This is a genomic window from Shewanella sp. SM23 (assembly GCF_025654295.1).
GTDB lineage: Bacteria > Pseudomonadota > Gammaproteobacteria > Enterobacterales > Shewanellaceae > Shewanella > Shewanella oncorhynchi.
Genome location: NZ_JAKKRM010000021.1, coordinates 11479 through 32924, shown reverse-complemented (window position 1 = coordinate 32924; position 21446 = coordinate 11479). Strand labels below are relative to the sequence as shown.

Below are 21446 nucleotides of genomic sequence, written 5' to 3'. Positions count from 1 at the left end.
GAATCAAGATTAGCCGCACCCGCGGCTTTTTTTAATACATAAACAAAAGGCCGCTCAGTGAGCGGCCTTATTATTCATGCAATCTTGTATGGCTTAAGACTTAGTGCGTTTCATGGCGGTAAAGAACTCTTCGTTAGTCTTGGTCATCGCCAATTTATCGATTAAGAATTCCATTGCGCTGACTTCATCCATAGGATTGAGGATCTTACGCAGGATCCACATTTTTTGCAGTTCTTCTTGAGTCGTGAGTTTTTCTTCACGACGGGTACCGCTGCGGTTGAAGTCAATGGCTGGGAACACACGCTTTTCTGCCGCTTTACGTGACAAATGTAGCTCTTGGTTACCTGTACCTTTAAATTCTTCGTAGATCACTTCGTCCATCTTAGAACCGGTATCTACCAAGGCTGTGGCGATAATGGTCAAGCTGCCGCCGTGTTCGATGTTACGTGCCGCACCGAAGAAGCGTTTTGGACGGTGCAGGGCGTTGGCATCTACACCACCAGTTAACACTTTGCCCGATGATGGGATAACAGTGTTATAAGCACGGGCTAAACGGGTAATCGAATCGAGTAAGATAACGACGTCTTTCTTGTGCTCAACCAAACGTTTGGCTTTTTCAATCACCATTTCGGCAACTTGAACGTGACGGCTGGCTGGCTCATCGAAGGTTGATGCGATAACTTCGCCTTTAACGAGGCGCTGCATCTCTGTTACTTCTTCTGGGCGTTCGTCGATCAGCAATACCATCAACACCACTTCTGGGTTGTTGTAGCTGATGCTTTGAGCAATACCCTGAAGTAATAGCGTTTTACCGGCTTTTGGTGGTGCAACGATCAAACCACGTTGACCTTTACCAATCGGTGAGCATAAATCCAGAATACGCGCGGTAATATCTTCAGTTGAGCCGTTGCCGCGCTCCATACGCATACGTTCTTCTGCGTGGAGTGGGGTTAAGTTTTCAAAGAGGATTTTATTACGGGAGTTTTCTGGTTTATCGAAGTTAACTTCGTTGACTTTCAATAGAGCAAAATAACGCTCGCCTTCTTTTGGTGGGCGAATTTTACCAAAAATGGTATCACCCGTTCGCATGTTGAAGCGGCGAATTTGGCTTGGTGAGACATAGATGTCATCTGGACCAGCTAAATAAGAACCGTCTGAGCTGCGTAAGAAGCCGAAACCGTCTTGGAGTATTTCTAATACCCCACCACCGAAAATGTCTTCTCCACTTTTTGCGTGGGCTTTAAGGATTGAGAAAATAATGTCCTGCTTGCGAGCGCGGGCCATATTTTCGAGCTTCATATTTTCAGCTAGCGAGACTAGGTCAGAAATCGGCGTGTCTTTTAATTCAGTTAAGTTCATTTTGGGGGTCTTGTGTTACGCGACAAAGCTTACCGCGATCAATCAGTAAGGATGTAATTCAGGATAGTGATTGACGAGCGAGAAGAGGTTATTAGAAAGAATCTGGTTATTAAAGTAGCACTAACAAAGCGGGGCGTCCAGAAATTTAGGGAAATTCCGGCACAATTAATTTATAGCTTGTGCCGGAGGTCACTCATTACGACGTCAAATTAGATTTGAGCGTCGATAAACTCTTTCAATTGCGTTTTTGAGAGTGCGCCAACTTTAGTCGCGGCTAATTCGCCGTTCTTGAATAGCAGTAAAGTTGGGATGCCACGAACGCCATATTTCGCTGGAGAAACATTGTTTTGGTCAACGTTTAATTTAGCGATAGTCAAGCGACCTGCATATTCTTCAGACACATCGTCTAAAATTGGAGCGATCATTTTACAAGGACCACACCACTCGGCCCAGAAGTCTACCAATACTGGCAAATCAGACTTTAATACGTCGTTTTCGAAGCTGTCGTCACTCAGGTATATAATTTTATCGCTCATGATGTTCTCCAGTTTGGGTGCCATTGCTGGTTTGTTAATGGCTTACCATGTATATTGGGGCTGAAAAATAGCTTTTCAAGTTACCTTTTTACAATGTGGCTATTTCAAACGATCGAGTATCTTATTGCAACCTCAACAGGTAAGCTTGCGCTATGAGCGAAACACATCTATCTACCCAAAGGTTTGCCGACCTACCTCTACATCCTGAGGTTAAACAGGCCCTTGCCGAGAACGGCTTCGAATTTTGTACGCCGATCCAGGCGTTATCACTGCCTGTATTACTCCAATCAAAAGATATCGCAGGCCAAGCACAAACGGGCACTGGTAAGACAATGGCCTTTTTGGTCGCCACGTTTAATCATTTATTATCGACTCCCATACCTGAAGGTCGACTGATTAATCAGCCCCGCGCCATCATTATGGCCCCGACCCGCGAACTGGCGATTCAGATTGCCAAAGATGCGATTTTACTCGCTAAGCACACACACTTAAAGGTGGGTATTGTTTATGGCGGTGAAAGTTACGATGTGCAGCGTAAAGTATTAGATCAAGGTGTTGATATCTTGATTGGTACAACGGGTCGAATCATCGACTACGTTCGCCAAGGTATTATTGGCTTGAATTCAATTCAGGCTGTGGTACTTGATGAAGCCGATCGTATGTTTGATCTTGGTTTTATTAAAGATATCCGCTTCTTATTTAGACGTATGCCTGAGGCAAATCAACGTCTTAATATGCTATTTTCGGCAACCTTGTCCATGAAAGTACAAGAGCTGGCTTATGATCATATGAATGAGCCCGTTAAAGTCGAAATCGCCCCCGAAGAAAAAACCTCCAAAAACATCAAAGAAGAAATCTTCTATCCTTCCCAAGAAGAGAAGATGCGTTTGCTGTTGACCTTGATTGAAGAAGATTGGCCAGAAAAAGCCATCGTTTTCTCCAACACTAAGCACAGTTGTGAAACGCTTTGGTCTTGGCTTGAAGGTGACGGACATCGTGTGGGTTTATTAACGGGTGATGTGCCACAGAAAAAGCGTATTCGTATCCTTGAGCAATTTACCAGTGGCCAGCTAGATATATTGGTTGCTACTGATGTTGCGGCTCGTGGTCTACATATTTCTGACGTTTCACACGTGTATAACTATGATTTACCTGATGATTGCGAAGACTATGTTCACCGAATCGGTCGTACGGGTCGTGCGGGTAACAAAGGCATGTCGATAAGCTTTGCCTGTGAAGAGTACGCATTGAACTTGCCTGCAATCGAAAGCTATATCAATCATTCGATTCCAGTAAGTAACTACGACAGTGAAGCTTTACTGGCCGATATTCCTACGCCAGCGAAGATCCACCGTAAACACCCTAGCGGCACTCGAAACTTGCGTGATCGTTCAGGGGCAAGCCGCCCAGGTGCTCAACGCAGTGGTGCTCGCCCTCCTCGTCATGATAGGACACGTAGACATTCGTAAATGCCAACACCCGCTTATGCCGCTATAACATTAGGCTCAAATAGTTTTAATATGCTGATCGCCAAAACGCGTGGTGGTCAGCCGCATATTATTGCGAAATATAAACGCAAGGTGAGGCTCGCCGAAGGCATAGGCAACGATGGCAAATTAAGCCCCGATGTCATGCAGCGCGGCCTCGACTGTTTGAGTATGTTTGCCCAGATGTTGGTGCAACATAAGATTGAAGCAAACCATGTTGCTGTGATTGCAACTGCAACTCTTCGCAGTATTAGCAATGCTGATGAGTTTAATCAGCGTGCATTGCCACTCTTAGGTCATCCGATCGAAATTATCTCTGGTATGCGTGAAGCAGAGCTTATCTATCAAGGTATGGTGGCGACCACTTGTGGTCAAGGCCGTCGCTTGGTTATTGATATCGGTGGGGCGAGTACAGAGTTTATCATTGGCGATGGGCATCAAGTGCTGTTCAAAACCAGTTTGCCCTTTGGTAGCGTGACTTATAATCGCCAATTTTTCAGCAGTTTGCCGCTGCAGCAGTTAGATTTCGATGATGCTAAGCAGCAAGTGCTAACCACATTAGCTGAGCATAGGCAAACCCTACGTGATCTAGGTTGGCATTGTGTCGTTGGTGCCTCCGGCGCTGTACAGTCCGTGGTAGAAGTGCTACTTCACCGAGGGTTATCTGAAACTATCACACTCGATGTGCTTACTCAGTTGAAGGCTGAGATCCTCGCTCAAGAAGATATTAGCTTAATGGGGATTGCAGGGCTTTGCAGTGAGCGAGCACCGACTTTTGCTGCGGGTGTCGCTATTTTATTGGCCTTGTTTGAGTTGCTGGGGATCGAGCATTTAGCCTTATCTGGCGGCGCGTTACGTGAAGGTGTTTTAGTGATGTTAGCTCAGCGGATTATTGACGAAGTCAGCTAATATTTTATTAAAACATGATAAAAACCAAAGGCCGCGATGCGGCCTTTATTGTTTGTACTGTGGCGATTATTTCAATAAATCGGCGAGATCTTTTTCTAAGGAAACCGTTGGACGCTCTACGATGCGGCCAACTTCTTTACCTTGCTGCAGTACAATAAAGGTTGGAATGCGGGTAAAGTCGTATTTTGCGGCTAAGCCTTCGGGATCTTTTTTCGTTCGGTCGACACCAATATAGGTCACTTTAATATTGGGATTAGCGACTTCTTCCATAATACGGATAAAGCGCGGTGTTTCCCGGTGACAATCTGGGCACCAAGTACCAATGATCACTACAATTTCTGTAGGTTTAGTGATGCTTTTAAGTGGGGTGATTGCAGTGGTATCGACTTGATAGGTTTTATACCCTTCAGCAAACTCATTGAGATCTGTGACTAAATTTTGTGCTTCTACTATGCCAGTTAAAATCACTTCTTGTTTCTCCTCACTGCAGGTCGCAATTAAACCCTGTTGTTGTTCTTCAAATCCACAGCCACCATTGGCTAGTACCTGACAACTAAAAAATAAGGCGGTAGTGGCTAGGAATGCCTTAACGTTATTGTGCATGATGCGCCCTCGAAATCGAAGAGAAAGAATGAAATTCGATTCAAACATTATTCTGGATGCGATTAAAGCGATTAATTGATTTGCTGCAAGCAAGATCACGCATTGCTAATATCTATACCCAAGCTACCTGAAGATAAGAGTTTCAGAGCGCCTAGGGTGCTTCAATTCAAGGCGCATCAATGACAGAATGTCGGCCACCTTTTGAATTGATGCAACACGGAAGTGGAGTGCCCTAGGCGCTCCGTCTCGGCGTGTTTTAACGCACTTTATGCTGTGTTGGTTATTTTTAACTTAGCCCGCTAGGTCTGCAAATAGCCGCCTTGCCTAAAGTGCGTTAAATTCCCGCTGAATCCTGCATCTTCAGGTGGTTTGGGTATGTAAGCTTAACGATCACAGAATTGCTTAGTTTGTGGAGTTAAGGCATTGAAAAATTTCATCCCCGAATCGTGATTCGGGGACAGAACACATTGAGAGGATAAGGTAAATTACTTGATTACTGAGCCAGAATTTTTTCAAGAATAGGCTTATTAGCTTCGGGGAAGTCGTAATTGGTTAAGTCGGTTTTAGTGACCCAAGCGATAAGCTGACCTTCAAGGCCTTGGGCTGTGCCGTTAAATTCTGTGACTGAATGGATATCGAGTAGCACTTGTTTATCGGGATAGTCGAAACTCAACGCCATAAATGGCTGACTATCAGTGACATTGAGCGCGACTTCCTCTTTGAGTTCACGGATCAATGCCTGAGTGACAGTTTCGCCTGTCTCAACCTTACCACCAGGAAATTCCCATTTTCCACCTTGATGTAAATGATCTGGGCGTTTTGCCAACAGAATTTCACCGGCCGAGTTAGTAATAATGCCGACGGCAACATGGATTCGTTTAGTCATAATATTTATCGATTAATGAGTAGGAAAAAGTAAGTGCATTAAAGGCTTGAGCTGAGTGATTCGTGTGTAAACCCCAAATTACTCTTTAAAAAAATCGCCTTCATCGAGATCAAATTCATCAAATGCTTCTGGATCAAACTCGGCTTTGACTGGGATGACGTGTTTTTCTGACGCCCAATCACCGAGGTCGATCAACTTACAGCGCTCGCTGCAAAAAGGTTTAAATGCAGATTGTGGCACCCACTCGACAGGGGCTTTGCAAATAGGGCAGTTAACGGTCAATGGCATAATTGTTCTCTTGGTTAACGGCGATAAAGCGGCCGCTAATACTAATGTCTTTCAGGCCATTAGTGTAAAGGCTTCATGCACAGGTAGCCAGTAAGAAATCAATTGAACGGTCGGAGTGGCGTTGTTGTTCAAACTGCACAAAATGGATAGCGAAACGGTTTTTATGGCCGCTAATCGTAGGATAACACCCGTGGGAAGCATCGACTTTAACCCTTACCAAAGCAAGTGCTTGGGCACTGTCACCTTGATAAAAGCCAGCATGGGCAACGGCATTGTCGTAATGGGCTGTACTGCGGGTGAGTTGGAGTAATAGTGTGATGGGGGTGAGCAAAGGTTCGAAATGCGTTATCCAAGAGCGATAATCGTGCTGTTTTTCTTCCCAAGGTTTAGATAGCCAATAATGCAGTTGCGGTAGGTCGAAGTTACAGCAAGCACCTGGCATGCCGAAGCGTTGTCGTAGTGCGGAAATAAATTTGTCTTGTTTTAATTGGCTGCCGAAGCGTTCAGGCTTTTGTAACGGTTCGCGGGCTTGGGTGAGGGCGTTGATATAGATATTGATTTGCTGGTGGTCGACGTGATCTAATTCTTGCCATTTGTTCAGTTGCAGCAAGTGCCGCTCAATATCTTTTAATACTTCATTGCGATAATCGCAGCGTTCAGACAATTCACAGAGGGAAAACAGCGGATAAAAACATCTATGTTGGTGGTCATTGCTTAGGTTACTTTGCAGCTGTTTATCGAGGTATTCGAGCCGCAAGTAGCTGCGAATTTTCTCGTTTAGGGGCTGTTCGTAAACTAATTCAGTCATGGGCGTTATGAGTACCAGATAGTTGTAAATAGCGTTGGTGCAATGCTAGCACCTCTCGTTTTAAGGTTGATATCTCTCCCTGATTATCAATAATGTCGTCGGCTCGGGCGAGTTTTTCGCTGCGGCTCAATTGGCTGTTAATGATGTTATTTACTTGAGATGCATCAACATTGTCCCTTTTTATGGTGCGGCTGATTTGCAACTCAGGCGAAATATCCACCACTAAAGTCCGATTGACTAACCTATCTAACCCGTTCTCAAATAGCAAGGGTACGACCATAATTACATAGGCTGAGGTTGCTTTTTCTACCTGCGCTAGCATTTCTTGGCGGATCATGGGGTGTAATAGTTGGTTTAACCATTCACGTTCTTCAGGGTGGCTAAATATCCGTTGCCGCAGTTTGGCGCGATCGAGTTCACCTTCTGGCGTTAACATCTCAATGCCAAAATGGCTAACGATGACCTCAAGCCCTTTTGAACCCTGAGCGACAACGTCGCGGGCAACGATATCGGCGTCGACTAAGGTAATGCCTTCTGCGGCGAATAAATTGGCAACAGTCGTTTTACCGCTGCCGATACCGCCAGTAAGACCAACAACAAACTTTGACATAACATACTCCGGATAGCTCAGTGCTTAGTTTGCTAGCTCTTACAGTGTTGATAGATACCAATCGACAATCTGTTGCCCAAATAGCAAGGCTATCCAGCCAGATGCGGCAATATAGGGGCCAAATGGGATTGGATTTCCTTGTTTCAGGCGTTTACTAACAATCATAGTGATGCCAACGACTGCGCCAACGAGGGACGAAAGTAAAATCACCAGCGGCAGCATTTGCCAGCCAAGCCAAGCACCGAACACGGCGAGTAATTTAAAGTCGCCATAGCCCATGCCTTCCTTGCCAGTGAGAATTTTAAACAACCAGAATATGGACCATAGACTCAAATAGCCAGCCGCCGCACCGATAATGGCATCGGTTGGGCTCGCAAAGGTATGATTTAGGTTGATTATCAAGCCTAGCCAAAGTAACGGTAACGTCATTTGGTCGGGGAGCAACATCTCATCAAGATCGATACCTGTCAGTGCTACAAGCACAAAGGTGAGTATGCTCGCAAAAACAAACTGCCAGCTTGGACCAAAATGCCAAGCTAAAGTCGCGATAAGTAGCCCTGTGATGAATTCAATAATAGGGTAGCGGGCAGAAATAGGGACGTGACAGGCGGCGCATTTACCTTTGAGCATTAACCAGCCTAATACCGGCAAATTATGCCAAGGTTTAATCGACGTTTTACATTTAGGGCAGGCTGAGCCCGGCACAACAAGATTATACTTTTCAGGGAAGTCATCAATAGGTTTATTGAGTTGTTCTATACCGATTTTTTTGACTATGTCTTCGTGGTATTCCTGCAAATACTGATTACATTCTTGCTGCCACTCCCGTTTCATCATCACAGGAAATCTGTGGATCACCACGTTTAAAAAACTACCAATGGTAGCGGCAAAAATAAAGCTTAGAGCAATAAAGATATAAGGGTGCTGGCCCAAAAGGGAGATGAATTCTGACATTTAATGTTCTTATTTATATTTGAGGGTTAGATATAATACTAGCCGCTAACAATTTTACCCATTTGGAAGATAGGCAAGTACATAGCAACAATTAGACCACCAACTACAGTACCGATGACCACCATCATAATCGGTTCTATCAGGCTTGATAAGCCATCAACCGCATCATCTACTTGCATTTCGTAGATAGTTGATACTTTATTGAGCATGTTATCTAGTGAGCCGGATTCTTCGCCTATCATCACCATTTGCACTAACATGTCGGGGAAAAGCCCTGTGGTTTGCATAGCCACATTCATCTGCATCCCTGCCATCACTTCTTGACGGATTTTTAAAATGGCTTTGCGGTATACCGCATTACCCGATGCGCCAGCGGCGGATTCTAGACCATCAATTAACGGCACGCCCGCGGCGAAAGTAGTTGCTAAAGTGCGGGCGAATCGTGCCATGGCACCTTTATGTAAAATCGGCCCAATGGCTGGGATTTTAAGTACAGCTTCATCGACTCTATCTCTTACTATTTGTGAGTTTCGGTGCGCCCGAACAAACAAAAATACTCCGCCGATAATGGCGGCTAAAAAGATATACCAAGAGGATTGTAAGCCGCGGGAAATATGCAGCACCAGTTGGGTAAAGGCGGGCAGTTCAGCGCCGAACCCCTTAAAAATCTCCTCAAATTGAGGCACCACAAACAATAATAATAATGAGGTGACTAAGATTGCGACTATGACAACTGCAGCAGGGTAGAACATAGCCTTCTTAATTTTTGATTTCAGTGCTTCTGATTTTTCTCTGTAGGTCGCTACGCGATCAAAAACCAAGTCTAGTGAACCTGAATGTTCACCAGCTGCAACTAAGTCAACATAAAGTTCATCGAAGTAGCGTCTATGGGGACGCATTGCATCAGATAAAGGAATGCCCGATTGAATTTCGCTGAGGATATTTCCTAATAGTTCCCTCATCTTAGCTTTTTCGTGACCACGGCCGAGTAGCTCAATAGTGGTCACTAAAGGTACGCCCGCCGCTAGCATAGTCGCGATTTGGCGAGTCATCATGGCAATATCCATAGGAGTGATTTTCGGATCGCCTAACTTAAATAGCGCAGAGGACTGCTTACGAACGCTCTTAGGGGTCACTCCTTGGGATTTTAACTGACTACGGATTTCGGCGGCAGTTGCACCTCTTAGCTCTCCCGCAGTTTTCTTACCGTCGCGATTTAGGCCTTTCCATTCAAAGGTATAAATTTTTGGTTGGCTCTTTTGCTCGGTTTTCTTGGTACGAGACTTTCTTGTAGTCGTTGCCGTAGCCATAAATTATCCCTGTAAATAAATCGTTCTAGATTTCTAGTTAACTGAACGCTATGCTTGCGAAATAGTTTGGACTCTAAGATTCAAATATACGAGTAATAATGCACTATTGCCTGAATTTTAGACGTAACTTTAGACATAAAGATTGGATTTAGCCAAAACTGGTTACGCGATTGACTTCTGCAATACTAGTGACCCCGTGGATCACTTTCAATAAGCCTGATTGCCGTAAATCTCGCATTCCTTGGGCTTTAGCTTGGGAGGCGATTTGTAAAGAGTTCCCCCCTTCCATGATAGTGCGGGCTATTTCGTCAGACATTTTCATCACTTCATAAATGCCAACCCGTCCCTTGTAGCCTGCAGAGCAATGCTCGCAGCCAAGAGGTTTAAAGGTGGTAAAGCCTTGAGTAATTTGTGTTTGGGCAAAACCAAGGCGCAGTAATTCATGCTCGGGGATAACTTCCGCTTGCTTACATTCGGGGCAGAGGCGACGCGCTAAGCGCTGGGCAATAATCAGGTTTACTGAACTAGCGATATTGTAGCCAGGTACACCCATGTTTATTAAACGGGTTAAGGTTTCGGCAGCCGAGTTAGTGTGTAAGGTCGATAAGACTAAGTGGCCCGTTTGTGCCGCTTTAATGGCAATCTCAGCAGTTTCAAGATCGCGAATTTCCCCCACCATCACCACATCAGGATCTTGACGTAGAAATGAACGTAAAGCGGACGCGAAGGTTAGCCCTGCCTTTAAATTAATGTGAACTTGGTTCACGCCTTCAAGGTTAATCTCCACCGGATCTTCAGCGGTGGAAATATTACGCTCTTCGGTGTTGAGAATATTTAACCCTGTATAGAGGGAGACTGTTTTACCTGAACCGGTTGGACCAGTCACTAGAATCATCCCTTGTGGTTTTGCTAGCATCTCAAGGTAGAGCTTTTCTTGGTCTGGCTCGTAGCCGAGCTTTTCAATGCCTAATTGTGCGGAGGATGAGTCTAAAATCCGCATTACAATCTTTTCACCCCAGAGCGTCGGCAAGGTACTAACCCGAAAGTCGATAGACTTAGTGCGGGACAGTTTCATCTTAATTCGACCATCCTGTGGCACGCGCCGTTCGGCGATATCGAGTTTCGACATCACTTTTAGGCGTGCAGAAAGACGACCAGCCAGACTAATCGGCGGTTCAGAGACTTCGTGCAGAATACCATCTATACGGAAACGAATGCGGTAGCGCTTTTCATAGGGTTCGAAGTGTAAATCCGACGCGCCTTTGCGAATCGCATCGGTTAAAATTTTATTGATATAGATGACAATAGGCGCATCGTCACTACTCTCACCAGTAGACTCTTCGCTACGTCTGTCGGTATCAGTAATTTCTATCGCTGCCAGCGCTGCTTCGTCCATGCCGCCTAAATCGAGACCGCTGATATCTTCTTCGAGAATTTTCTCTAGCGCTTTAGCGAGCTTATCTTCCTCAACTAGAATCGCTTCGGCGTGCAGGCCTGCACTAAACTGGAAATCTTCGAGGGCTGCAATATTGGTTGGGTCGGATGTGCCGATATAGAGGCGATTACCGCGTTTAAACAAGGGTAAACAACGGTGTTTTTCAATGAGTTTTTTATTGAGAAAATCTTCAGGAATGGAGGCAAGATCAAACTCATTAAGGTCAAGCAGTGGAGTGCCATATTCTTCGTAGCAAAGCTCAGCTATTGCACGGGCAGAGATTAGCTTACTTTGAACTAAGGTGCTTACAAGGCCGTGTTTGTTTTGCCGAGATTTAGTGATAGCGTTAGCCATCTGCTCTTCATTTAGCAGACCTTTGCGGATAAAAAGGGTCGACAGCCCTAAGTGAAGGCCAGTTGTAGGCATAAAAAATCCGAGAAAGACTAAAGAATTTAAACCAGCCAAAGAGAACTATATTTTTCTTTGGCTGATTTAATAAATAATAGCAAACTGTTTACTTTACTTTACTTTACTTTACTTTACTTTACTTTACTTGATGCCAGCTCCATCTTTACATTGTGCATCAGTTACTGAGCCTGTTGCGTTAGTCGCTTTGGCTGTATAAGCAATTTGACCATCATTTTCGATCTTTGCACTAATAATACACGAGCCTTCATCATACGCTAAGGTTCCACCAGTGCTTTCTGCAAATGGACCACCAGCTGATATTGTTAACTTTGTAACATTGGTAACATCTTGAGCTATAGAATCACAGGCAACGCCTGTTTGAACACATGTTAATGCTTTTGAGGTGTATGCACTTGTAACTTTCATTGCTGCTCCACCATGTGCCGCTGCAACATAATCACGGTATGCTGGTAAAGCTACTGCTGCCAAAATACCGATAATGGCTACAACGATCATTAGTTCGATCAGAGTAAAACCCTGAGCTTTTTTATTTAATGCTTTGTTTAAATTCATGGCCTTCATTTTTCTCTCCAGCTAACTATTTAGTGACTTACTTTGGTTGAATAGAGTGTTAAACCTAAAAGCTGTTTTACTCTATAAATTGTTTTATCTCATCAAACTTTATTACTCATTTATGTCAATAAAATCATTTATATGATCTATGTAACATTAACAGTACACCGATGATCTTGAATGACCCATGTGTAATGACTCATGCTGATTTATCCAAAGCCACTTTACTGAGCTAATGTCTGTTTGAATAAATCATTTCGGTAACCGCACCTTAGGCTAATGTCCCTCAAAATGTGCTCCTCAAAAACGCAAATTAGAGTTTTTTGACAGACATTCCAGTGCTGACCTTAGGTGAGGTTGACCAAACGGCCATCTCGCCTGTGTAAAAGTTAGTACAAAGTTAAGATAAAGGAAACAAAAATTAAGTATAAAGTACTAATAAAGTATCGTTTTTGTATAAGAAGCTGGCTTGGTGGTATGTTAGGTTATAACAATTTTTTGACATTGGTAGTTTGGCTGGCACCTAAACTGACCTAGTCAAATTGCTGGCATGTTGGTGTGATGAGTTGGAGGCTTGATGGTGATGGTGATGGTGATGGTGATGGTGATGGTGATGGTGCGGATGTATAGTGACAGGCATAACTTAGGGTCTAGCCTCTGGAACTCAGAAGATATGTATCGGCTCTAGAATAGGTTGAAAGTGAAACGTTCTGAGGTGCTTTCAGCGAACGTTTCACCCTCTAGTGAGCAAGTGTTTTAAGCTTTCAATCTAAGCGATAAGTCTAGGGCGCGAACATGCTTAGTGAGTGCACCAACTGAGATATAGTCGACACCGGTTTTAGCGAATTCGGCTAAGGTGTCTAAGGTGACATTGCCGGAGACTTCAAGCTTAGCGCCTGCGCCTTTCGCTTTATATTGATTGTTCATTTCAACCGCTTCGACCATTTTAGTGATATCGAAGTTATCTAACATGATGATATCTGTGCCAGAGTCGAGTGCTAAGGCGAGTTCTTCGAGTGATTCCACTTCGACTTCAACGGGTTTGTTCGGGTACAAGCTGCGGGCGGTATCTACGGCTTGGCGAATGCCACCACAGGCCATAATGTGGTTTTCTTTAATCAAAAATGCATCATATAAGCCAATGCGATGGTTTTTGCCGCCGCCGCAGGTGACGGCATATTTTTGTGCCGTGCGCAGGCCTGGAATGGTTTTGCGAGTATCTAATAGGCGAGTGTGAGTGCCCACCAGTTTATCGACATAATGCTTAGTTAAGGTTGCAACGCCAGACAGGGTTTGGATAAAATTCATTGCCGTGCGTTCGCCGGTGAGAATCGTGCGTGCTGTGCCTGAGAGTTCACACAGTAACTGGTTAGGTAATACCAGATCGCCATCATCCACATGCCAGTGCAGTGCGACTTCCCCACCGAGTTGATTAAAAACCTGCTCTGCCCATGCTTTTCCACAAAAAACGCCTTCTTCACGGGTAATAAGGGTGGCTTCAGCGTACTTATCTGCAGGGATCAACATTGCTGTGATATCACCATAAGCAATGGCCTTGGTTTGATCGTTGATTTCGGTGCCACCTAAGTCTTCACTGAGGGCGGATTTTACTGACTGGCGAATATCGTTTTCTAACATGAGCGGGGTCCTTGCATTACGGCCTACTTGCATTTTAGGTTAAGATTACCACGGCCTTAGGTCCCACGGAACAGGTTGGAAGATTGAGCAAAAGGAGTAAGCTGCTGCCTTATTTGAATTGAGAGTGGATGGTTTGCTCCATGATCTCAATGTTAAAAGATAGCTCAGTCAGTTCCGTGCGCAGGGTTTCTTCTTTGCTTGGAGGAATACTGTTAGAGTAAGCCTGTATATGTGGCATAGAGGATAAGCTCATCATGCGGTTTGATTCGGGTTGGTGTGATAGTGCGAGGCGTTGTGAGTCGCCACATTTTAATCAACGTCCCTTGAATGAAGTGAGTTTGTTAGTGATCCACAATATTAGTCTGCCCGCAGGCTGCTTTGGATTACCTTACATTGATCAATTATTTCAAGGGTGTTTAGATACTAATGCCGATTCCAGCTTTGCACCGCTCAAGGGCTTACAAGTGTCGGCGCACTTTTTGATCCGCCGCAATGGCGAGCGTGTCCAATATGTAAGCTGTAATGACAGGGCTTGGCATGCTGGGGTGTCTCGTTATGGTGAGAGAGAGAATTGTAATGATTTTTCCATTGGTATTGAACTGGAAGGCACAGATACTGAGCCTTACACTCCTGAGCAATATCAGTCACTCATCGAGTTAACACAAGCCCTACTGGTAGAATATCCATTGCTGAGTATTGAACGGATTGTGGGTCATTGTGATATTGCGCCAATGCGGAAAACGGACCCTGGGCAAAGTTTTAATTGGGAAGGATATTTAGGCAAGTTAAAGGAATATATTTAGGCGTTGTGCTCTTAGTTAATCACTTAACTTTTTGGATTTTAGACGTATTCCATATAAACCTAGACTATTTATGGACAAATTATAGAGGTACACCCATGGCATTATTTTCACTCTTGGTCGCCATTTTAGTGGAGCGACTTAAATTTCTTCCTTCATCATGGCAATTTGATCGTTTACTGCAATCCTATCAGGCAACATTTTTTGGTGATAAAGCATCACTGACAAGCGTGATGATGGCGTTGGCGTTAGTGCTACCAGCCTTGTTGGTATATGTTTTATCTTGGTTAGTGGCGGGAATGTTTTGGGGCTTATTAAGTTTAGCTCTATGGATTGTTGTGGCAGTGGTTTGTTTTAACCATCAGAAACAGCGTGATATTTTCAAAAAATATATGCAAGCGGCTTGTCGCTCAGATGTCCAAGCTTGTTACCATTATGCCGCTGAACTCGATTGTAGCGAGTGTTTAGATGCTGTATCCGAGAAAGACCTAGGTGCCAAAGTGGGGCAAAGTGTTGCTTGGATTAACTATCGTTATTATGGTGCCGTGGCGCTGTTTTTCATTTTTTTAGGTCCAGTCGGTGCGGTACTGTATTGCACGGTACGTTTTTATGCCGAAGAGAATGCCCGTAAATCTCTAGAGCTACCCTTAGTCAACGAAGTGATTACGATACTGGATTGGTTACCGAGCCGGATTTTCGCCTTTGGTTATGCCTTAAGTGGTCAATTTAGTGAAGGTTTAGCGGCGTGGCGCCGTAATGGATTGACCTTAAATGTGAGCGCTCGCACTGTGGTTGCTGAAACGGCATTAGCGGCACAACCTTTACCTGAGGTCGCAAGTGCACCTATATGTGTACAATCAACCTTAGCATTATTAGTGCTCAGTAAACGTAACTTTACACTTATTGTTGCAATACTTTCATTACTGACCATTTTCGGATTGGTGAGCTAAAAGAAGGATGCTTCGCTGTTAGAATCGAGAACGCTTCGCTGCTAGGGCGTCGTAGTGCTCCTTCTAGTCTAGAATCTAGAGCCTAGAATCTAGAGCCTAGAATCTATCCGCTGCGCTTTTTGCAGCGCCTAGTAGGGCGAAGCCCGTGCTTTTGTCAAATGGTCTGACCCCATAAACATTTTTTTCCGCTATGCTCTCTCTTCGTGAGTGCTTTTGATCGAGATCGCTTTTAAGGAGTGATCTTCAATCTGGACATCAAAACGCTGATTTGATAAAGTGCGCTCACTCAAAAAAATTGGTAAGACCAATTTACAACGGAGCTGAGCGCCTGATGGCCTATAGTAAAATTAATCAGCCAAAAATTTCTGACGTGATCATGGCGCAATTAGAGCAAATGATCTTAGAGGGGAGTTTACAGCCCGGTCAGAAGTTACCGCCTGAACGCGAACTGGCGATCCAGTTTGAAGTGTCTCGACCTTCTTTGCGTGAAGCTATTCAAAAGCTTGAGGCAAAAGGACTGTTAATGCGCCGCCAAGGCGGTGGTACTTATGTCAAAGAACAACTCTGGCAGACCCTTGCCGATCCTATTGTTGAACTGATGAATTCAGATCCAGAGAGTCAGTACGACTTACTGGAGTTCCGCCATGCCACCGAAGGCATGATGGCCTATTTTGCGGCCCTGCGTGGTACCGACGCCGATATGCAAAATATCAAGCGTATGATCCTCGAGGTGGAAGCCGCCACCGATATCGAACAAAAAGCTGCTGCGATTGTGCGTTTTTATCGTGCTGTGGCGGAAGCGTCACATAACGTGGCTATGTTACACCTCGTTCTTAGTTTAACCCCTGTGCTGCATCAAAATGTGGCGCAAAACCTGGAGCTTTTAAGCCGCCGCGAAGAAGCTTCTACTATGGCTAACGATCACAGACGGGCCTTGCTCGCTGCCATCGTTCGTCGTGATCCCGACGCCGCCAGAGAAGCCTCGAATGAACACTTAAGTTACATCGAAGAGGTGATGTTATCTGTGCGGGAAGAAGATAGCCGGTTGCAGCGAAGCTTGCGCCGTTTAAAGAGTGGCGCTTAAGTTCTGTGATTTAGCTGCCAGCTAAATCGGAATATGCCGCAAACACCATTCATTATCATGTATATAGAGAAGGACAGTGTCATGTCTGAAGATATGCTACAAGACGTAGATCCGTTAGAGACTCAGGAATGGGTTGATGCCCTGCAAGCCGTGTTGGAACAGGAAGGCCCAGAGCGCGCGCATTTTTTACTAGAAAAGCTGATCGATAAAGCGCGTCGTAATGGCACTCACTTGCCTTATAACGCCACAACGGCTTACCTGAACACTATCCCTGCGGGTCAAGAGCCGCACATGCCTGGCAACCAAGAGATGGAACGTCGCATTCGCGCCATCATCCGTTGGAACGCTTTAGCTATGGTGCTTCGTGGTTCTAAGAAAGATTTAGAATTAGGCGGCCATATTTCAAGCTTCGCCTCAAGCGCGACTATTTATGACGTATGTTTTAACCACTTCTTCCGCGCACCCAATGAAAAAGACGGTGGCGATTTAGTGTATTTCCAAGGCCATATCGCCCCTGGTATTTATGCGCGTTCATTCTTAGAAGGTCGTTTAAGCGAAGACCAACTGGCTAATTTCCGTCAAGAAGTGGATGGCAAGGGTCTGTCTTCATACCCACATCCAAAACTGATGCCGGATTACTGGCAATTCCCAACGGTTTCTATGGGCTTAGGTCCTATCCAAGCTATTTATCAGGCGCGTTTCCTGAAATATCTGACTGACCGTGGTCTGAAAGATTGTTCAGCACAAACCGTTTACTGTTTCTTAGGTGACGGTGAGTGTGACGAGCCAGAAGCCTTAGGTGCGATTGGTTTAGCGGCCCGTGAAGAATTAGATAACTTAGTCTTCATCGTTAACTGTAACTTACAGCGTCTTGATGGCCCTGTGCGTGGTAACGGTAAGATTATCCAAGAACTTGAAGGCGAATTCCGCGGCGCAGGCTGGGAAGTGGTTAAAGTGATTTGGGGTCGTTACTGGGATCCATTATTGGCCCGTGACACTAGCGGTAAGTTACTGCAGTTAATGGAAGAAACCGTTGACGGTGAATACCAAAACTGTAAAGCCAAAGGTGGCGCTTATACACGCGAACACTTCTTTGGTAAGTACCCTGAAACGGCCGAAATGGTGGCTAACATGTCAGATGATGACATTTGGCGCTTAAACCGTGGCGGTCATGATCCTGTGAAAGTGTACGCTGCCTTAGATCACGCACAAAAAACCAAAGGTCGCCCAACGGTGATTTTAGCTAAGACTGTAAAAGGTTACGGCTTAGGTGATGCGGGTGAAGGTAAAAACATCGCTCACAACGTGAAGAAAATGGGTATCGAGTCTATCCGTTACTTCCGCGATCGTTTCAATATTCCGATCCCAGATGACCAGTTAGAAGATCTGCCTTTCTATCACCCAGGTCCAGATTCTGAAGAAGTGAAGTACATGATGAGCCGTCGTGAAGCGCTGCATGGTAGCGTGCCACAACGTCGTCAAAAGTTCACCGAAGAGATGGAAGTGCCGTCACTGAAGATTTTCGATTCGATTTTACAGGGCTCTAACGGCCGTGAAATTTCATCGACTATGGCATTCGTTCGTGTTCTGACAGCTCTGCTGAAAGACAAGAAAATTGGCAAAAATATTGTGCCAATTATTCCTGACGAAGCTCGTACTTTCGGTATGGAAGGTTTGTTCCGTCAAGTGGGTATTTATGCTCACGAAGGCCAAAAATATATTCCGCAGGATTCTGACCAAGTTGCTTACTACCGTGAAGACAAAACCGGTCAAGTATTGCAAGAAGGGATTAACGAACTCGGCGCTATGTCTTCATGGGTATCAGCAGCGACGAGCTACTCAGTCAACGATACACCTATGATCCCGTTCTACATCTACTACTCAATGTTCGGTTTCCAACGTATTGGCGACATGGCTTGGGCTGCGGGTGATATGCGTGCTCGTGGTTTCTTAGTCGGTGGCACTTCAGGTCGTACAACGCTTAACGGCGAAGGTTTACAGCATCAAGATGGTCATAGCCACGTATTGGCGAACACTATCCCTAACTGTATTACTTACGATCCAACCTACGGCTACGAAATCGCCGTTGTGGTACAAGATGGTATCCGTCGTATGTACGGCGAAAATCAAGAAGATATCTTCTATTACTTGACCACAATGAACGAAAACTATGAGCAACCAGCCATGCCAGAAGGCGCGGAAGTGGGCATAGTAAAAGGTATCTACAAGTTAGAAACGGTTGCGGGTTCAGGTAAAGGCAAAGTTCAGTTAATGAGCTGTGGCACTATCCTTGAACAAACTCGTAAAGCGGCGCAAGCACTGGCGAAAGACTTTGGTATTACTGCCGACGTATTCAGTGTGACCAGCTTTAACGAATTGACCCGCGATGGTCAAGCCGCTGAGCGTTGGAACATGCTGCACCCAACCGAAACGCCAAAACAATCGTATATCAGCCAAGTGATTTCAAGTGATGCACCTGCAATCGTCGCGACTGACTATATGAAGATTTACGGCGAACAGTTACGTGCTTATATTCCTACCGATTACAAAGTATTAGGTACTGACGGTTTCGGTCGTTCAGACAGCCGCGAGAATCTGCGTCACCACTTCGAAGTGGATGCTAAGTTCATCATTATTGCGGCGCTGAAATCACTGGTTGATCGCAAAGAGCTGCCTGTCGATGTGTTAGCAAAAGCCATTAAAGAATATGGTATCGACGCTGACAAGATCAATCCACAGTACGCGTAAGAGGCAATAAAAATGGCTGAATTAAAAGAAGTTTTTGTTCCTGATATCGGCGGCGATGAAGTGCAAGTGATCGAAATTTGTGTGGCTGTGGGTGATACCTTAGCTGCAGAAGAATCGATTCTTACCGTCGAAAGCGACAAGGCGACTATGGATATTCCAGCGCCTTTCGCCGGTGTTTTAGCCGAATTGAAAGTGGCTGTGGGCGATAAAGTATCTGAAGGTACATTGATTGCTATGATGCAAGCGGCGGGCGCGGCAGTTGCCGCTCCGGCTCCAGTTGCAGCACCCGCTCAGGCGGCACCAGCATCTGCACCAGTTCAAGCGGCTCCTGCCCCTGTGGCTGCTGCTCCTGCGACGGGCGCAACCAAAGTGGTTGAAGTCACTGTGCCAGATATCGGTGGCGACACTGATGTATCGGTTATCGAAGTATTGGTTGCTGTCGGTGACACGATTGAAGTTGATAGCGGTTTAATTACCCTAGAAACAGACAAAGCGACGATGGACGTGCCATCACCTTTCGCGGGTGTGGTTAAAGACGTTAAAGTTGCAGTTGGCGATAAAGTGTCGCAAGGCTCTTTAGTCATCATGCTTGAAGTGGGCGGTGCTGCACCTGCTGTGGCTCCAAGCGTTAGCGCGGCAGCTGCAACTGTGGCCCAAGCTGCTCCTGCCGCTACGGTAGCGCCAGTGGCCGCAGCACCTGCTGCACCAGCGGCAAGTGTGGTTGCGGTAAAAGAAATTCAAGTGCCGGATATTGGCGATGCCAGCAATGTCGATGTGATCGAAGTGCTCGTCTCTGTCGGTGATGAAATCACTGCCGACCAAGGTTTGATTACGCTTGAAACTGACAAAGCCACCATGGAAGTGCCTGCGCCATTCGCCGGTAAACTGCTGTCTTTGACTGTTAAAGTGGGTGACAAGGTTTCTCAAGGTAGCGTCATTGCGACGATTGAGACGACTTCTGTTGCAACAGCAAGTGCTCCAGCACCTGCTGCACAAGCGGCGGCTCCTGCTCCAGTGAGCGCGGCGCCCGTTGCAGCCCCAACACCAGCAAGCCGTCCTCCAGTACCACACCACCCAAGCGCAGGTACACCTGTGTCTACCGGTGCGGTACATGCGTCTCCTGCGGTACGTCGTTTAGCCCGTGAATTTGGTGTCGACTTGACCCAAGTGACAGGTTCTGGCCGTAAAGGTCGCATCATGAAAGAAGACGTACAGGCGTATGTTAAATATGAACTGTCGCGTCCGAAAGCGACTGCGGCAACTTCTGTTGGTTCAGGTAATGGCGGCGGTCTGCAAGTGATTGCAGCACCTAAAGTTGATTTCAGTAAGTTTGGTGAAGTGGAAGAGATTCCATTAAGCCGTATCCAGAAGATTTCTGGCCCTAACTTACACCGCAACTGGGTGACTATCCCTCACGTGACTCAGTTCGATGAAGCTGATATCACTGAAATGGAAGAGTTCCGCAAGCAGCAAAACGATGTAGCGGCGAAGAAAAAAGCCGATTACAAGATCACGCCTTTAGTGTTTATGCTGAAAGCTGTGGCTAAAACGTTGCAACAGTTCCCTGTGTTCAACTCGAGCTTAAGCTCTGATGGCGAATCACTGATCCAGAAGAAGTATTTCCACATCGGTGTGGCGGTTGATACGCCAAACGGTTTGGTTGTGCCAGTCGTGCGTGACGTGGATAAGAAAGGCATTATCGAGTTATCTCGTGAACTGGCTGATATCTCTATCCGTGCCCGTGATGGCAAGCTGAAATCTGCTGATATGCAAGGTAGCTGTTTCACCATTTCAAGTTTAGGTGGTATTGGCGGTACGGCGTTTACGCCTATCGTGAACTACCCAGACGTGGCGATTTTAGGTGTGTCTAAATCTGAAATTAAGCCTAAGTGGAATGGTAAAGAGTTCGAGCCTAAATTGATGTTGCCGCTGTCACTGTCATACGATCACCGCGTGATCGATGGTGCCATGGCTGCACGTTTTAGTGTGACGCTGTCAGGAATTCTGTCCGATATTCGTACTTTGGTTCTGTAAGCATATAAGGCTGCTCATCTTGAGCA

General features: G+C 45.6%; 19 protein-coding genes. 7 read left to right on the top strand and 12 right to left on the bottom strand.

Annotated elements, in window-relative coordinates:
- Positions 1-93: 93 nt before the first annotated feature.
- Together rho and trxA are read right to left on the bottom strand one after the other, a co-directional pair.
- The gene (gene rho, locus L5L98_RS19410; RefSeq protein WP_011787892.1) at positions 94-1359 is read right to left on the bottom strand and encodes a transcription termination factor Rho; all 1266 of its coding nucleotides are present in this window, start codon (positions 1357-1359) and stop codon (positions 94-96) included.
- A gap of 209 nt (positions 1360-1568) precedes the next feature.
- A complete protein-coding gene (gene trxA, locus L5L98_RS19405) occupies positions 1569-1895 on the bottom strand; it encodes a thioredoxin TrxA (RefSeq protein WP_105250415.1) in 327 nt (108 codons plus the stop codon).
- A gap of 152 nt (positions 1896-2047) precedes the next feature.
- On the opposite strand from trxA, the gene rhlB reads away from it, so the two are divergent.
- Together rhlB and L5L98_RS19395 are read left to right on the top strand one after the other, a co-directional pair.
- Positions 2048-3364 (top strand): ATP-dependent RNA helicase RhlB, encoded by a 1317-nt coding sequence (gene rhlB, locus L5L98_RS19400; RefSeq protein ID WP_063884693.1) that lies wholly within the window; start codon positions 2048-2050, stop codon positions 3362-3364.
- Entirely contained in the window at positions 3365-4291 is a 927-nt protein-coding gene (locus L5L98_RS19395; protein WP_263142937.1) for an exopolyphosphatase, read from the top strand.
- A gap of 66 nt (positions 4292-4357) precedes the next feature.
- Here the strand turns inward: L5L98_RS19395 and L5L98_RS19390 are convergent, their stop codons facing one another.
- From L5L98_RS19390 to nadC, 10 genes are all read right to left on the bottom strand, one after another.
- Positions 4358-4894, bottom strand: a complete 537-nt coding sequence (locus L5L98_RS19390) for a thioredoxin family protein (protein ID WP_263142934.1) — start codon at positions 4892-4894, stop codon at positions 4358-4360.
- A 493-nt stretch (positions 4895-5387) separates the two neighbouring features.
- On the bottom strand, positions 5388-5780 hold the full coding sequence (mutT, locus tag L5L98_RS19385; RefSeq protein WP_131523409.1) for an 8-oxo-dGTP diphosphatase MutT: 393 nt from the start codon (positions 5778-5780) through the stop codon (positions 5388-5390).
- 78 nt (positions 5781-5858) lie between these two features.
- Positions 5859-6068 carry a DNA gyrase inhibitor YacG gene (gene yacG, locus L5L98_RS19380; protein ID WP_006083355.1) on the bottom strand — a complete coding sequence of 70 codons (210 nt, stop codon included), beginning with the start codon at positions 6066-6068 and terminating at the stop codon, positions 5859-5861.
- A gap of 73 nt (positions 6069-6141) precedes the next feature.
- Positions 6142-6876, bottom strand: a complete 735-nt coding sequence (gene zapD, locus L5L98_RS19375) for a cell division protein ZapD (RefSeq protein ID WP_263142932.1) — start codon at positions 6874-6876, stop codon at positions 6142-6144.
- The gene (coaE, locus tag L5L98_RS19370) at positions 6869-7486 is read right to left on the bottom strand and encodes a dephospho-CoA kinase (protein WP_263142930.1); all 618 of its coding nucleotides are present in this window, start codon (positions 7484-7486) and stop codon (positions 6869-6871) included. Before coaE ends, zapD begins: the two co-directional genes overlap by 8 nt.
- 39 nt (positions 7487-7525) lie before the next feature.
- Positions 7526-8440, bottom strand: a complete 915-nt coding sequence (locus L5L98_RS19365; protein ID WP_263142928.1) for a prepilin peptidase — start codon at positions 8438-8440, stop codon at positions 7526-7528.
- 38 nt (positions 8441-8478) lie between these two features.
- The gene (locus L5L98_RS19360) at positions 8479-9750 is read right to left on the bottom strand and encodes a type II secretion system F family protein (RefSeq protein WP_263142927.1); all 1272 of its coding nucleotides are present in this window, start codon (positions 9748-9750) and stop codon (positions 8479-8481) included.
- 148 nt (positions 9751-9898) lie between these two features.
- Positions 9899-11611, bottom strand: coding sequence for a type IV-A pilus assembly ATPase PilB (pilB, locus tag L5L98_RS19355; RefSeq protein WP_263142925.1), 1713 nt, complete (start codon positions 11609-11611; stop codon positions 9899-9901).
- Between the two features lie 123 nt (positions 11612-11734).
- Positions 11735-12175, bottom strand: a complete 441-nt coding sequence (locus L5L98_RS19350) for a prepilin-type N-terminal cleavage/methylation domain-containing protein (RefSeq protein ID WP_317633967.1) — start codon at positions 12173-12175, stop codon at positions 11735-11737.
- A gap of 747 nt (positions 12176-12922) precedes the next feature.
- Complete coding sequence (nadC, locus tag L5L98_RS19345; RefSeq protein ID WP_263142923.1) at positions 12923-13804, bottom strand: carboxylating nicotinate-nucleotide diphosphorylase; 882 nt, start codon at positions 13802-13804, stop codon at positions 12923-12925.
- Positions 13805-14058: 254 nt separating this feature from the next.
- Here nadC and ampD point away from each other — a divergent pair, with 254 nt between their 5' ends.
- From ampD to aceF, 5 genes are all read left to right on the top strand, one after another.
- A complete protein-coding gene (ampD, locus tag L5L98_RS19340; RefSeq protein ID WP_263142920.1) occupies positions 14059-14607 on the top strand; it encodes a 1,6-anhydro-N-acetylmuramyl-L-alanine amidase AmpD in 549 nt (182 codons plus the stop codon).
- A 95-nt stretch (positions 14608-14702) separates the two neighbouring features.
- Positions 14703-15554, top strand: a complete 852-nt coding sequence (ampE, locus tag L5L98_RS19335; protein ID WP_263142917.1) for a beta-lactamase regulator AmpE — start codon at positions 14703-14705, stop codon at positions 15552-15554.
- Positions 15555-15885: 331 nt separating this feature from the next.
- On the top strand, positions 15886-16638 hold the full coding sequence (pdhR, locus tag L5L98_RS19330; protein WP_105250401.1) for a pyruvate dehydrogenase complex transcriptional repressor PdhR: 753 nt from the start codon (positions 15886-15888) through the stop codon (positions 16636-16638).
- Positions 16639-16719: 81 nt separating this feature from the next.
- Positions 16720-19386: a pyruvate dehydrogenase (acetyl-transferring), homodimeric type gene (aceE, locus tag L5L98_RS19325; protein WP_263142914.1), complete on the top strand. Its 2667-nt coding sequence runs from the start codon at positions 16720-16722 to the stop codon at positions 19384-19386.
- Positions 19387-19398: 12 nt separating this feature from the next.
- Complete coding sequence (aceF, locus tag L5L98_RS19320) at positions 19399-21420, top strand: dihydrolipoyllysine-residue acetyltransferase (RefSeq protein ID WP_263142912.1); 2022 nt, start codon at positions 19399-19401, stop codon at positions 21418-21420.
- Positions 21421-21446 lie beyond the last annotated feature (26 nt).